This window comes from Neobacillus drentensis (genome assembly GCF_036965645.1).
Taxonomy (GTDB): domain Bacteria; phylum Bacillota; class Bacilli; order Bacillales; family Cytobacillaceae; genus Neobacillus; species Neobacillus drentensis_D.
In genome coordinates this window covers 1-14,748 of the sequence record NZ_JBALPZ010000030.1, presented here as the reverse complement: position 1 = coordinate 14,748, position 14,748 = coordinate 1, and the positions used below count along the sequence as shown (strand labels likewise).

The window sequence follows — 14,748 nt, the reverse complement described above, 5'->3', positions numbered from 1 at the left end:
CATATACAATCAACGGTAGAAAGGTAAGGATTGGTCTATTTTTTTTGTTCTTAAATCATAAAAAATGGAAACAAAATGAATTTAAATCGCATGGATTTTTATATTTTTTTTACATCTTTACACGAAATTTTTACCCTATTTTTACACGAAACCGAAGTAGAATTTATCTATGCCAAAGAGGTCACTCAATACTAGACAAAGATAATCACTGAATAATTTTGAGGCGGAATTTTGGTAAATTTACTGAGATACACAGAAAATGATTAATCCATAGGGGTTATATGAAAAATATCTTTTTCTTTGGTATCTCTTTAATCCGAAGTTTTAGTAAGCCGAACGATGAGAATTTCCACTGGTTGATTAATCGGAAGCATTTAACAGTTGAACACATGAGGATGGAGGTTAGGTATGTTTAACAACGATTTTGTATCAATTGTACTTTTTGTCTTAGCCTTTGCTATTTTTGGGGGATTTACTTTATTTAGTGAAAAAGCTTAAGGAGGAAATCGGTATGCTTATACCAGGAATCATTGGAGTAGCTTTAATTGTTTATTTGATCTACGTCTTAATTAAACCTGAAAAGTTTTAGGATGTATTTAACAATGATGAACATGTAGGAGGAACATCGAAATGACAAACGGATTAATACAGGTAGTAGTGACCTTAGTAATTGCCATCTTAATGGTAAAACCGGTAGGTGCCTATCTTGTGAAAGTGTTTGATTATGAAAAAACAGGATTAGATCGGTTTTTTAGACCAATCGAGCGATTCATCTACCGTATCATTGGGGTCAAAGATAAAGAGTCGATGGGCTGGAAAAAGTATGTTTTTTCCGTACTGCTCACGAACTTTATCATGTTGATGTTTATATATGTCGTATTTAGAACACAAAAGTTTTTGCCATTAAATCCCGATAAGATCGATAATATGCCGCCAGCATTGGCTTTTAATACCGCAGCGTCGTTTATAACGAATACGAACTGGCAGGCATATAGCGGTGAAAATTCATTATCTTACTTATCACAAATGATTGCTATTACCTTTCCAATGGTTACATCGGCTGCAACAGGATTTGCTGTAGCCATTGCCTTTATTCGTGGTTTAATAGCCAAACAAAATAATCTTGGAAACTTCTTTGTTGACTTGGTACGTTCCATTACACGTGTTTTCCTGCCATTGTCTTTTATTGTTGCCTTATTCTTGGTTTTTCAAGGAGTACCGCAAACTATCCATGGTGCGGCTAGTGCTACAACGTTAGAGGGGGTTAAACAAACCATTACAAGAGGTCCTGTTGCGTCGCTAGAATCAATTAAACATCTTGGAACAAATGGCGGTGGATATTTTGGCACCAACTCGGCACATCCATTTGAAAATCCAACTCCATTATCAAACTTGATAGAAATTCTATGTATGCTGCTGCTTCCTACCGCATTGGTATATACATTTGGTGTCATGATTAAAAACAAACGCCAAGGCTGGTCCGTTTTCGCAGCAATGGGAATCATGTTTTTATTGTTTCTATCAGTCGTCTTTTTTGCTGAATACCAAGGTACACCAGTATTAAATGCCCTTGGTGTTCATGGGAATATGGAAGGAAAAGAAGTCCGCTTCGGGATCTCAGAATCATCATTATTTACTGCTGTAACAACAGCAGCGACAACGGGTTCGGTTAACAATATGCATGAGTCTTTAACTCCAATTGGCGGTTTAGTGCCGTTAGGCGAAATGATGTTAAATAACGTGTTTGGAGGTAAAGGGGTTGGATTATTAAACGGACTACTTTATGTCATCTTAACCGTCTTTATTTGTGGGTTGATGGTGGGACGGACACCGGAATTTTTGGGTAAGAAAATTGAATCGAAAGAAGTCAAGTTGGCTTCAATTGCCTTGCTTGCACACCCGGTCCTTATTCTAGTTCCTACTGCGATTGCTTTGATGACACCCGGAGCAATTTCGTCTATTTTAAACTCTGGATATCATGGAGTATCAGAGGTCTTATATGCTTTTACATCGGGAGCTGCAAACAATGGTTCGGCTTTTGCGGGGCTTACGGCGAATACCGATTTCTATAACACCATGATTGGTCTAATTATGTTGATGGGACGATTTATCTCAATCATTGCTATGTTGGCAATAGCCGGTTCATTTGCTACAAAGAAAATAGTCGAAGCTACTACGGGAACATTCCGTACAGATACACCATTATTCACTGGAATTTTAGTCGTGATAATATTGGTCATTGGTGCCTTAACGTTCTTCCCAGCACTTGCATTAGGTCCAATTGCCGAACATTTAGGAATGTTTCATTAAGGGGGATGTCTGATTATGGCAACACAAACAACAACGCTATCAAAAGATTTGATTTTTCAATCCATTATTGATTCATTAAAAAAATTAAACCCAGCCGTGATGATAAAAAATCCTGTTATGTTTGTTGTAGAGGTCGGGACACTCATAACACTGATTTTATCGATAAAACCAGATATTTTTGAAGGTAGTACAGTTGGACGTGGTTATAATGTAGCAGTATTTTTAATCCTATTATTTACGGTGCTGTTTGCTAACTTTGCTGAAGCCTTGGCGGAAGGACGGGGGAAAGCACAGGCAGATACCCTCCGAAAAACAAAATCAGAAACGATGGCGAAGGTTCGGCAAAAAGATGGTTCATATAAAAAGCTTCCATCTACTTCATTAAGAAAAGGCGATATTGTTCGAGTCGATACGGCTGATTTGATTCCTTCCGATGGGGAAATAATTGAGGGATTGGCTTCGATTGATGAATCTGCCATCACAGGTGAATCTGCCCCTGTCATTAAAGAGGCGGGGGGAGACTTTTCTTCTGTAACAGGAGGAACAAGGGTTGTATCGGATTATATCATCGTTAAAATCGGAACGGATCCAGGTGAATCCTTCCTGGACAAAATGATTGCTTTGGTTGAAGGTGCTTCCCGGCAAAAAACACCGAATGAAATTGCTTTAACGACGCTTTTGGCTGTATTAACACTCATTTTCTTATTTGTCATTATGACGTTGGTGCCGATTGCAGATTACTTAAAAGTTCGTTTAGATGTGGCAACACTTATTGCTCTTCTTGTTTGTCTAATCCCAACGACGATTGGCGGATTGCTTTCAGCTATTGGGATCGCAGGGATGAACCGGGTAACTCAATTTAATGTATTGGCGATGTCTGGAAAAGCAGTAGAAGCAGCTGGTGATATCAATACGATGATTCTTGATAAAACAGGAACAATTACTTTTGGAAACAGGATGGCAAGTGAGTTTGTACCAGTAGCAAATGTTTCTGAAGTGGGAATTACCTTAGCTTCTTTAAAAGCATCCGTAAAAGATGAAACACCTGAAGGAAGGTCTGTTGTAGAGTTAGCCCGTAAGCAGGGTGTCATTTGGGATGAAAAGGAATACGAAGGAGCAGAGATTATTGAATTTACAGCAGAAACCCGGATGTCTGGCTTAAACCTGAGCAACGGGACGCAAATCCGAAAAGGCGCAGTGGATGCCATCAAGAAATATATCGCTGCCCAAGGTGGAAGAGTTCCAGTAGATCTTGACAAGAAAGCCGATGAAATCGCCATGGCAGGGGGAACCCCGTTGGCTGTTGCCATTGATAAGACGATATACGGAGTTATCTATCTGAAAGATACCGTGAAACCAGGGCTGAAGGAACGTTTTGCAGAACTGCGTTCCATGGGGATTAAGACGATCATGTGTACAGGGGATAACCCATTAACTGCTGCGACCATCGCTGCCGAAGCAGGCGTTGATGACTTTATTGCCGAAGCAAAACCTGAAGATAAAATTGCTGCGATTAAAAAAGAACAAGATGAAGGTAAATTGGTTGCGATGACCGGTGACGGAACCAATGATGCTCCGGCTTTAGCACAGGCTGATGTAGGATTAGCGATGAATTCAGGAACAATGGCAGCAAAAGAAGCTGCCAATATGATTGATTTAGACTCTGATCCTACTAAACTATTATCTGTTATCGCAATTGGAAAGCAATTACTGATAACACGGGGGGCATTAACCACCTTCTCGATTTCAAACGACATTGCCAAATATTTTGCAATCATTCCGGCTCTGTTTATTACAATGATTCCGCAGTTGCAAACTCTTAATATCATGGGGCTGGCATCACCAAAATCGGCGATTCTGTCCGCTTTGATTTTTAATGCGATCATCATCCCGCTCCTCATCCCAATTGCGATGAAGGGGGCAAAATATCGGGCGATGAGTGCAAATAGACTTCTTTCCCGTAACCTTTTTATTTATGGATTTGGCGGAATCGTTGCACCATTTATCGGTATTAAAATCATTGATTTGATTGTAGCTACGTTACATTTAGCGTAAATCAGGAAATCTGGAGGAGAGTATTTATGAAGTCATTTCTAGTTGCGCTAAGAGCCTCTTTGTTCTTAATGATACTTTGCGGGTTAATCTATCCTTTGGCAACAACAGCGGTTGCCCAAGTTCTTTTTCACAAGCAGGCAGAAGGAAGTCTCGTTACGATAAATGGAAAAGTACAGGGGTCAGAGCTTATCGCTCAAGGGTTTAAGGGTCAACAGTGGTTTCAACCTCGGGCTTCAGCGGCAAAATATGACCCAACTGCTTCTGCTGCGACAAATGCAGATGTTGCATCAAATGATTATGTTAAAACAGTTAAAAACAACGTAAATCAAGTAAAAAAAGAAGATCCTAATATCCGAAATTCAATTCCAGCAGATTTAGTCACTAAGTCTGGTTCCGGCTTCGACCCGGATTTATCTCCTGAAGCAGCGAAAGCTCAAGTGCCAAGAATTGCAAAAGCAAGAGGTGTTTCAGAAGATCGAATCCAAGCGCTAATAAATGAATATACAAAAGGTCGATCATTGGGGATTTTTGGTGAGCCACGTGTGAAGGTTTTAGATTTAAACATCGCATTACAAGAATTGAAATAATTCAAGGGGAGAGCCATTTCTTCCCTTCTTTGTCTACTATTGCATGAAAGGAGGGGCAAATTTGGGTGAAGACCAATTTCGCAGAAAAACACCTGAGGAAATTTTAGAATCGATTCAAAAAATTCGAAGAGGTCATTTGAAAATTATCCTTGGTGCTGTTCCTGGTTCTGGAAAAACATATCACATGCTGCTTGAAGGCAATATTTTAAAAAAACGAGGTATTGATGTTGTTATTGGGAGTATTAGTACCTTAAATCGTCCTAAAATCAAAGAACAAATTGGCGAATTAGAAATTATTCCCTCTATTCATTGGATAGATCATGGTCAAGAGAAATATGACTTGGATGTTGATGGAATCATTACCCGAAATCCAGAAGTTGTTTTAGTGGATAATCTAGCACATCATAATCGCCCGGAGGCTCCAAGATCTACTCGATTAGACGATATCAATTATCTTTTAAACATGAAAATTAGTATCCTAACAACAGTTAATATATTTGAGCTTGAAGATGTAAAGGGGACTGCGAGTAAATTAACAGGTGGTAAAGTACAGGTTCATTGCAGTGTTCCCGAAGATACACTTGCCCTTGCTGATGAAGTAAAGCTATTGGATGTGACTCCTGAAGTAATACTTCAAAGGCTCCGGGAAGGTGCAATTGAGTCTTTCAACGAAAAAAAAAGAACAAGAGCTAACTTATTTCATAGGGGAAATCTTGCTGTCCTACGTGAACTCGGACTGCGCTATTTAGCAGGAGAAGTAAATGATGACCTTGATGACTACCGAGAAAAACATGGAATGACTGGTCCTTCTGGAGCTTCTGAAAAAATTTTAGTGACCGTTCAATACCATTGGAATGGATCCATTTTGGTTAGGCGTGGACAGCAGATTACCAAAAGATTAGGTGGAGAATTGCTTGTTGTTTGCTTTCAGTCGTCTAACAAGAAATTATCTAAAAATGAACTAACCTTTAAGCGCGCAATCATAAAGCTGGTGGAGAAAGTTGACGGAGAATTTGAGGAAGTTCCTATAGAGTCTGATTCGGTTGCGGATCAAATTGTTCGATATGCAACGAAACACAATGTAACTCGAATTGTAATGGGACAATCCAAACGAACACGGTGGGAGGAAATCGTTTACGGATCCATTATTAATAGAATCCTTCGGAAAACGAAAAATATAGATGTATTTATTGTTGCCGACAGAGCAGAAAAGGATGGAGAACGTGTCATTCCAACCAAACAAAGGCAAAAAGATAAAGATAATCCTTATCGGCGGCTAACTCTTGGAGAACTGGAAAGCAAGATTAATCAAATAAATCGGGGAACATTAAAAGTATATATTGGGGCAGCACCTGGAGTGGGGAAAACGTATACGATGCTCCGGGAAGCGAACGAACTGAAGAAAAAAGGAATCGATATTGTCATTGGATTCCTAGAAACCCATGGGCGGAAAGAGACGATTGAACAAATTGGTTCTTTAGAAATCATTTCTCGAAAAAAGATTATATATAAAGGAACTGCACTTGAGGAAATGGATACTGCTGCAATTATTAAACGTAATCCAGAAGTAGTTTTAGTCGATGAGTTAGCCCATACAAATGTGCCTGGAAGCAAGTACCACAAAAGATACGAGGATGTGGAGGTGCTCTTAAATGCAGGCATCTCGGTCATTTCCACGATGAATATTCAACATTTAGAAAGTCTCAATGATAGTGTGGAGCAAATAACAGGTGTGAGAGTGAGGGAAACCGTCCCTGACCATATCTTGCGAAAGGCTAATGAAATCGAATTGATTGATATCTCTCCAATAGCGCTAAGGGAACGAATGAAGGAAGGAAGAATTTATGCTCCTGCAAAAGTGGAGCAAGCATTGAACAATTTCTTTAAAACCGGAAATCTTATCGCCCTTCGAGAGTTAGCGTTACGGGAAGTGGCAGATGATGTGGATGAACGGCTTGAGGCATGGGAGAGAAAACGGACATTAAGAGGACCTTGGAGAAAAGAAGAAGTGATTTTTGTATGTACAAATCTGCGGAACGATAGTGAAAGGTTAATACGCAGAGGATTCCGGATTGCTTATCGATTAAAGGCTCTCTGGTACGTGGCTTATGTTAAAGACCATCACCCTTTAACCGACCAGGAGAAGGAAACATTAAATAAAATTCGACAACTGACAGAACGGCTCGGTGGAATATTTGAACAATACGAAACAGGCAATAGACGTAATATCTTTCGAGAATTGGTAAAGCAAATGAATGAAAAAAATGCGACTCAAGTTATAATAGGGCAATCAGCCCGTACCCGTTGGGAGGAAATCAAAAAGGGGTCTGTTACGCAACGGTTGTTAAGAGAAGTACGCCATATGGATGTACTAATTGTAGCTGACCAAATATCAGATCTATCATAGATAGAAAGAATAGAAAAAAGGTTTGGATTATAAAATGGAAAGTAATCGAGTGAATCGTGTCTTGGAATGCACAGTTTGTAATTTACATGTCGTAGCAAATTCAAGGGACTGATGATAAGATGAATAATGATCAAGAAACATTATATTTCGGTTGCGAGAAGGGATATTTAGATATTCACTCCCTAAAATATCGATGGTTTGGTGCCATATTTAGGTATCATGGTAGTTTGAAAATTGTATTTGGATATTGGTTTGGTGATAGTGAGAGTGAAATTCGTAAGCAAATACAATTTTATGGACACTCACTTTCTTGTGATATTAAAGACCTTCAAGAAGTTTACTCTACCATTCGGGATCTACAAGAAGAACAAGACTGGAAACAACGGTCACGTTTATCAATTTTCGCGATATTCAAAAGCCCAAGGAAAGACGTAAAATCTGGATGGTATATTCTTCGTTCCCGAAAGACCTACCCTTTCTATGTTTCTGCAATACAGAAAAAGAACTATTCTATCTGGTTAGAACACGTGTCCGTTTGTGAAACAGAAGATCATCTTAATGAATTCCTTGCAAAGGTCAATCAGGAACATAATATTCAACTCCAATTTTTAAGTGAGGATAGCGATTTAAAGCTGGAATCAAACTGGAAACCTATCCTTAAGGAGTAATTAGAATATGGAAAAAAGTCATCACCCAAGAATCTAAATAGAAAGGCGTTTCAGCTAATTGCTTATTTAGGATTTTGGGAGATTTTGAATTAGGTTAATTTTTTAAAGTGATTACCTTAAATTCTTACAATATAAATGAGTTCAATTTTAAAAGATAGAGGAGGTGGTAAACGATGGATGAGAAACAATGGGAAAGTAGTGTAGGAACGATTCGTTCCACAGGAAAAAGGTACGGTGAACTCACTGTTTTTTTAGGTGCATCAAATGGGGTTGGTAAGACTTATGCAATGTTAGATGCGGCTTGTATCAAGCAGAAAGAGGGACAAGACGTTTTGATTGGTTGGTTGGAGGAATACGATCGTTACGAGAAGAAGGAGAGAATAATAGAGTTACCTATTATGAAACCTCGCCTTATTCAAGATGAGGAACTCCATTCTTTTGAAATGGATGTTGAAGAAATTTTGAATCGCCACCCACAACTTGTACTGATTGATGAATTGGCACATTCCAATGCGCCCGGTTCACCGCGTGCAAAACGTTATCGCGATGTGGAAGCGATTCTGATGGCCGGAATCAATGTTTATACTGCGTTAAATATTTACGAAGTAGAAAGTTTAAAAGACATTGTTTCTAAAATTATCGGTATGGAAGTGAATGAAACTGTACCGGATAAATTCCTCGAACGTGCAAGTCAAATTCGTTTAGTGGACAGTCCTTCAGATGAAATCATTCGAAGATTCCAAGAAGGAAAAATTCGGACCATTCCTAAAAACTTTGATGCAAGTAAGTTCTTTCGTCTTGGAAATATCATAGCACTTCGAGAAATGGCGCTTCGCTATGCTGCGGGGCAGGTTGATCAGCAATTAGATGAATATATGCATACGAACAAAATCCTGGGTCCATGGCCGGTTTCGGAAAAAGTTATGGTCTGTGTTAGTGCCAGTCCTTTTTCTAAACAGCTCATTCGAATGGCACGGCAAATGGCTACCAGTCTTAAAGCGGAGTGGATCGCTGTTTATGTTGAAACACCTCGTAGGCTTCCAAAGAGTGAGCAAGAACGTTTAGCGCTTTCAAATAATCTTCAATTTGCAGAAGAACTTGGTGCCACCGTAATGACTATAACCGGAAACAGTGTAGCTGAAGAGACTTTGGAGCTAGCTCGCAACCAGAATGTAAAACAAATTGTGATTGGTAAGCCAAGGTATTCTCGTATTTGGGAGTGGATGCACGGTTCTGTTGTAAATCAAGTCATTCGAAATAGTCATGAAATTAGTGTACATATCATACCGGGAAAGGTTGAAAGCCGTCTCGACAAAAGGCATGTTACTGTTTCAAGAGTGAATTTGAAATGGAGTCCATATTTCATCATTACAGCATCTGTAGCTTTGCTTACCATACTTTTAAGAATATTTGGTCTATCATTTGATTTGGTAAACATTGCGCTTCTTTACTTGTTCCCCGTACTCTTTGGGTCAGTCCGCTTTGGGATTGGGCCTTCATTTTATGCTGCTGGTGTTGGGGTTCTTGCTTTCGACTTTTTTTTCGTTCCTCCAGTGTATAGTTTTACGGTGTCCGATTTACGTTATCTGATTTCTTTCGCTGTGTTTTTGGTGGTTGCAACCCTTACGGCAAGTCTTGCATCCAGATTAAGGCACCAATTGCATGAGGTTAGACAGCGGGAGGCAATCACTTCAACATTGTATGCGTTAAGTCGTAATATGACGGCAGTTACTGATTTAAGCGCAGCACTTAAAAGTATGGTTCGGCAAATATCTGAAACCATTGGTGCCCAAGTAGCGATCTATTTGCCTTCGGAAACAGGTGAGTTACGCTTAACAGAATTTTCGAGTGGAGATTTGAACTGGGGCCAGCGAGAACCAACTATGGCCATAGTAAAGTGGGTATATCGAAACGGGGAGATAGCAGGTAATGGAACACATACATTACATGAATCACCAGACTTATGTTTCCCGCTGAAAACGGAAGACCAAATACATGGTGTGTTGGCTTTCCATTTAAAAAATCAAGATTTGGTCGTAACTTCTGACCGAATGCAGTTAATTGAAGCCCTCACAAGCCTATCCGCAATGGCAATTGCCCGAATTAAACTTCATGAGGAAGCGAAGGTTGCCCATTTAACTGCTGAATCCGAAAGGTTACGAACCGCTCTTCTTGATTCAATCTCTCACGAATTACGTACCCCTCTCGCTACCATTATTGGTTCCGTGACGGCTTTAATAGATGGGGATGCAGTGTTTAGCTCGAATGATCGTCACGAACTCCTATCGACCATTCGTGAGGGGGCCATGCGAATGAATCGCCTAGTTACTAATTTATTAGGAATGGTTCGGATTGAGAGCGGGATGTTACGCTTACGGAAGCATTGGTGTGACCTTGAAGACATTGTAGGGGTTGCCTTAACTCAGGTAAAAGACTCACTTCAAAATCGTGTTGTCCGATTGGCGATTGATGAATCCATTCCCCCAATCAAAGCGGATGATGTACTTTTGGAGCAAGTTTTAGTTAATGTATTAAGCAATGCTATTAAGTATTCACCCGATCGAAGCGAAATTGTGCTTTTTGCCAAGAAAAACAAAAATGTGATTGAAATTGCCATTAAAGATGAAGGGGTAGGAATTCCCCCGCATGAATTAGGGACCATATTTAGCAAATTTTACCGTGGGGAATCTACAAGAAATATACCTGGCACCGGACTTGGCTTAGCTATCTGTAAAGGGATTATTGAAGCACATGGGGGTACCATTCGAGCAGCAGAAAACAGTCCAAAAGGAACGATCATCACGGTTTCTATTCCCTTGTTTGATCCACCCTTATTGTGAAATGAAAATATACAAGAAGAAGGTGTTGAAACCTCATGACAAGTTCTGGAGCAAAAATACTGGTTATCGATGATGAACCCCAGATTCAAAAGTTATTACGTGTTACGTTGCAGGCCCAGGGGTTTGAAATTGTCGCGGCATCATCGGGGGAAGAAGGTATTCTTAAAACGACAATGGTTCGCCCGGATCTTATCGTATTGGATTTAGGATTACCAGATATCCCTGGTATGGAAGTTCTTCACCGCATTCGCGATTGGACCCAAATACCGATTGTTGTTCTGACGGCAAAGGACCGGGAAGAAGATAAGATTACTGCACTAGATAGTGGAGCTGATGATTATGTGACGAAACCGTTTGGAATGGGTGAACTCGTTGCTCGGATTCGGGTTGCATTAAGACATAATGCCAAATCACAGGATGAACCTATATTGGATTTTGGAAGGCTGGTCATTGATTTGTCTGGGCGAACTGTTGAATTAGATGGCGAGAAAATTAAGCTAACCCCAACGGAATATGAACTTTTGAAAATACTTGCGACCAACGCTGGACGAGTCATGACTCATAAACAATTACTTCAAAAGGTTTGGGGTGGCCATCAATATGATACGGATAGTCATTATTTGCGAGTATATATCGGGCATTTGCGAAAAAAGATTGAAACTGATTCCGCTAGGCCGAACTTTATCATTACAGAACCAGGAATTGGTTATCGATTTATGACAAATACTTAATTTTTGCCTTAACTTAATTTGTTTGTTTTAGTTTATTCTGTGTTTAAAAACTCATGAATTCAGTTACAGTCTGGACTTTTCAAATGGAACTGATTTTTATGCTTACCGAAATAAAGCCGTTTTTTCCATTAATACTGGAAAAATCGGCTTTTACATTACAATCATGTATTAACATAATTCTATAAAAAACTTAGACCTAAAATACTCTTTACAACCTTCATCATTGAGAGTAATATCTTGTTCAAGAAAAAACTACATACTATGCCTAATCCCATTAGGGAACGGAGGACCCAATTTTTGGGGGTTAATTCTACAAAGAAGGGATGTTTAACTCTTTCGCCATCCTACCCGTCAGCTAACTTCGTCGGCAAAAGCGAAGGAGGTCTAAAGACCGCCTAATTTAGGGGCTTTTTTGTTTTTTGCAAAAAGGCAAACTTGAATTAACTGTGGTCTTTTTTATTTTTATCTCTCACTTTGGAGATGTTGACTTAGCTTAACAACGTAAAAACATTTTGGGATTATTCGGATTAATCAATTAATTAATGGAAAACTATATTTTTTGATTAAACTACTTGTTCAACATTTTTTGGGAGAGAAGTACTTATGAGTGAACCTTTTTATCTTAATTTTGGTAATTTACGTTTTTATCTAGACACTCCTGCCCCAACATACTTTGGATTACATAAAGGATACCTTGATATTTATACAATGAAGTATCGAATATTTGGTGCAGTTTGGAAAATAGTAAACAAAAAAAGGTATGTTTTAGGCTTCTGGTTTGCTGACAGTGAGAGAGATATTCATCGTGCTATAAAAGAGGCAGGATTTAATACCACAATCGAAATGAAGTCACAAAAAAACGTGCTGAACGAAATTTATCAATTAATTCGTATTGAGCAAGATAAAAAAAATTGGTCTAAAAGAAGAATGCTGAAGGTTATTTCTATTATGAGGAAGCCATTGAAAGATTTAAGAAAAGGATGGTATGTTTTAAAATCAAGCAATAATTTCCCAATGGTTCTAACCTGTTTACAAAAAAAACAATTTGCATGGGTTGAACGCTTACAGATTTGTGAAACTCAAGAGGATATAAAAAAATTTATTAATTTAGTAAATCTAGAGCATAACATCAAATTATGTCCCGAACCTATTTCTTTTTTTCCAATACCAAGTAATTGTTTTCATTTTATATTAGAAAGGAATAACTATTGTGACTCATCCAGCACAAGCAATAGAATTTTTATTGGCTATAATTGCTTTATTGGGTATTTGGTTTTCAATTTCAAATTTCAACAGTGTTAAGCGTTTATTAATTGGAAGACCTATGAGAACGGCAGAACTGCACGCCCAGCACAACAAATTAATTTGGTATATCGCCCTGCCTATTCTTTCTGCTGACCTTTATTCCTCCGTAGCGTATGGACCTGAGGCAGGCATAACAGAACTCATAGAACTAGGGAATGATGCAAAGTGGTACATCATACCGATTACAATCTCCACTATTATATTATTGTTTATTCTTATCCTCTCATATATCATGGGAATCCTGGCATATCCAAGTGGAGGCGGAGCATACGCCATCGCCAAAGATAACTTTAAACAACGTTGGGATCTTTAATTGCATCAAGTTCATTGCTGGTTGACTACATCTTAACAGTTGCTGTTTCTGTCTCAGCTGCATTAGAAGCCGTTGTCTCAGCATATCCAATTGTCGCTCCATATGAAACAGTCTTGGCTATTCTTTGTGTTTTTCTCTTATTGATGGTAAATCTTCGGGGAGTCGCTGAGTCAGCTAAAATTTTTGCATGGCCTACAATAGGGTTTGCAGCATGTATGTTAATATTAGTCTTTACTGGCTTGTTTGATGAGGCTAAGCATGGTTTTGTACAATCTAGCACACCACCATTTGGAACAGCTCCAAATGGATTAACTATATTACTTGTATTAAAGGCATTCAGCTCTGCTTTAACAGGAATCGAAACCATTTCAAATGCTGTACCTATTTTCAGAGAACCACAGCAAAAAAATGCGATTAAAACATATATAGCTTTAGGAACGATCACATCCATAACTCTTTTAGGATTTGCTTATCATTTATATGTTAGAGGCATTAGTCCAGAACCTGGTAATACAATGCTATCTCAATTAACAGAGGATTATTTTGGACATGGCATCATGTATCAAATTATCATCTGGTTTACTTTTATCGTACTTATTCTTGCAGCTAATTCAACATTTACAGGTTTTTCTCAACTAGCTGCTATCGTAGCTGCTGACGGCTTTTTACCTCGTGGATTGACGAATAGAGGAGATCGCTTAGGATATTCTAATGGAATTATTGCTCTTGCCGCTACCGCTAGTTTATTAATTATTGCATTTCATGCACATACAAACGCCTTAATTCCGCTATATGCAATTGGGGTGTTCCTATCCTTTTCAGTTGCTCAATTTGGTTTAATAAAGCGTTGGAGGCGAGTAAAAGGGGCGCAATGGAAAATTAAATTTGCGATAAATACGGTTGGGGCAATAATCACGAGCATTGTTGCTGTAATTTTTGGAGTAACCAAGTTTACAGGTGGGGCATGGGTTGTTTTAATTGTAATTCCTGCAATTATTTTCTTTTCATTGGCAATTCATCATCATTATCAAAATGTTGCAAATGAACTAAAGATTGATCTTAAAACCTTTAAACCTAAAGCAAACAAGGTTATCACCATTGTTCTTGTTTCAGGCATACATCGAGTTGTCCATAACACCTTATCTTTTGCCCTAGGTATGGGTCAGGAAAACTTATTAGCTGTCTATGTAGGTTTTGATGAGGACTCGATGAAAAAGATGGAGGAAAAATGGAAGGAATGGGGAAACCCATGCAGACTGGTGACTTTAAAAAGCAAATATAGGTCCGTTTTAGAGCCATTTGCCAGGTTAATTAAAATGATTGATGAAAAAGAAGAATTTAAATCACAAATCCAGGTTGTTATACCTCAATTTATTCCTAAGAAGTGGTGGCATAACTTACTGCACAATCAAACGGCTTTATTACTTCGATTATGGTTATATAGATATAAAGATGTTGTTATTACAACAGTACCTTATCATTTAAAGAAATAGCTTATAAAAGGCATGAGAAATTCTCATGTCTTTTATATT

At 38.6% G+C, this 14,748-nt stretch carries 11 protein-coding genes and 1 riboswitch; all 11 genes read left to right on the top strand.

Going from position 1 to position 14,748, the window contains the following annotated elements:
* The first annotated feature begins 511 nt into the window (after positions 1–511).
* The 11 genes from kdpF (at position 512) to V7266_RS05525 (ending at position 14,709) form a co-directional block, all read left to right on the top strand.
* A complete protein-coding gene (gene kdpF, locus V7266_RS30725; protein WP_420491326.1) occupies positions 512–589 on the top strand; it encodes a K(+)-transporting ATPase subunit F in 78 nt (25 codons plus the stop codon).
* Between the two features lie 41 nt (positions 590–630).
* Positions 631–2,310 carry a potassium-transporting ATPase subunit KdpA gene (gene kdpA, locus V7266_RS05570; protein WP_335466496.1) on the top strand — a complete coding sequence of 560 codons (1,680 nt, stop codon included), beginning with the start codon at positions 631–633 and terminating at the stop codon, positions 2,308–2,310.
* A 12-nt stretch (positions 2,311–2,322) separates the two neighbouring features.
* Positions 2,323–4,365 carry a potassium-transporting ATPase subunit KdpB gene (kdpB, locus tag V7266_RS05565; RefSeq protein ID WP_335466498.1) on the top strand — a complete coding sequence of 681 codons (2,043 nt, stop codon included), beginning with the start codon at positions 2,323–2,325 and terminating at the stop codon, positions 4,363–4,365.
* Positions 4,366–4,391: 26 nt separating this feature from the next.
* A complete protein-coding gene (gene kdpC, locus V7266_RS05560) occupies positions 4,392–4,952 on the top strand; it encodes a potassium-transporting ATPase subunit KdpC (protein WP_335466494.1) in 561 nt (186 codons plus the stop codon).
* 61 nt (positions 4,953–5,013) lie between these two features.
* The gene (locus V7266_RS05555; protein WP_335466492.1) at positions 5,014–7,359 is read left to right on the top strand and encodes a universal stress protein; all 2,346 of its coding nucleotides are present in this window, start codon (positions 5,014–5,016) and stop codon (positions 7,357–7,359) included.
* Between the two features lie 119 nt (positions 7,360–7,478).
* Positions 7,479–8,027, top strand: coding sequence for a hypothetical protein (locus V7266_RS05550; RefSeq protein WP_335466490.1), 549 nt, complete (start codon positions 7,479–7,481; stop codon positions 8,025–8,027).
* A 173-nt stretch (positions 8,028–8,200) separates the two neighbouring features.
* Positions 8,201–10,867 carry a sensor histidine kinase KdpD gene (locus tag V7266_RS05545; protein ID WP_335466489.1) on the top strand — a complete coding sequence of 889 codons (2,667 nt, stop codon included), beginning with the start codon at positions 8,201–8,203 and terminating at the stop codon, positions 10,865–10,867.
* A gap of 35 nt (positions 10,868–10,902) precedes the next feature.
* A complete protein-coding gene (locus tag V7266_RS05540) occupies positions 10,903–11,598 on the top strand; it encodes a response regulator (RefSeq protein WP_335466487.1) in 696 nt (231 codons plus the stop codon).
* A 252-nt stretch (positions 11,599–11,850) separates the two neighbouring features.
* A riboswitch (cyclic di-AMP (ydaO/yuaA leader) is annotated at positions 11,851–11,983 on the top strand.
* Between the two features lie 218 nt (positions 11,984–12,201).
* On the top strand, positions 12,202–12,900 hold the full coding sequence (locus tag V7266_RS05535; RefSeq protein WP_335466485.1) for a hypothetical protein: 699 nt from the start codon (positions 12,202–12,204) through the stop codon (positions 12,898–12,900).
* Positions 12,901–12,922: 22 nt separating this feature from the next.
* A complete protein-coding gene (locus V7266_RS05530) occupies positions 12,923–13,216 on the top strand; it encodes a hypothetical protein (RefSeq protein ID WP_335466483.1) in 294 nt (97 codons plus the stop codon).
* Complete coding sequence (locus V7266_RS05525; protein WP_335466481.1) at positions 13,204–14,709, top strand: APC family permease; 1,506 nt, start codon at positions 13,204–13,206, stop codon at positions 14,707–14,709. Before V7266_RS05530 ends, V7266_RS05525 begins: the two co-directional genes overlap by 13 nt.
* Positions 14,710–14,748: the final 39 nt, after the last annotated feature.

What these genes read in the sequence shown, in the direction of transcription:
- kdpF (WP_420491326.1), top strand. Translation starts at nt 512, where the DNA reads ATGCTTATACCAGGAATCATTGGAGTAGCTTTAATTGTTTATTTGATC.
- kdpA (WP_335466496.1), top strand. Translation starts at nt 631, where the DNA reads ATGACAAACGGATTAATACAGGTAGTAGTGACCTTAGTAATTGCCATC.
- kdpC (WP_335466494.1), top strand. Translation starts at nt 4,392, where the DNA reads ATGAAGTCATTTCTAGTTGCGCTAAGAGCCTCTTTGTTCTTAATGATA.
- V7266_RS05550 (WP_335466490.1), top strand. Translation starts at nt 7,479, where the DNA reads ATGAATAATGATCAAGAAACATTATATTTCGGTTGCGAGAAGGGATAT.
- V7266_RS05545 (WP_335466489.1), top strand. Translation starts at nt 8,201, where the DNA reads ATGGATGAGAAACAATGGGAAAGTAGTGTAGGAACGATTCGTTCCACA.
- V7266_RS05540 (WP_335466487.1), top strand. Translation starts at nt 10,903, where the DNA reads ATGACAAGTTCTGGAGCAAAAATACTGGTTATCGATGATGAACCCCAG.
- V7266_RS05535 (WP_335466485.1), top strand. Translation starts at nt 12,202, where the DNA reads ATGAGTGAACCTTTTTATCTTAATTTTGGTAATTTACGTTTTTATCTA.
- V7266_RS05530 (WP_335466483.1), top strand. Translation starts at nt 12,923, where the DNA reads ATGAGAACGGCAGAACTGCACGCCCAGCACAACAAATTAATTTGGTAT.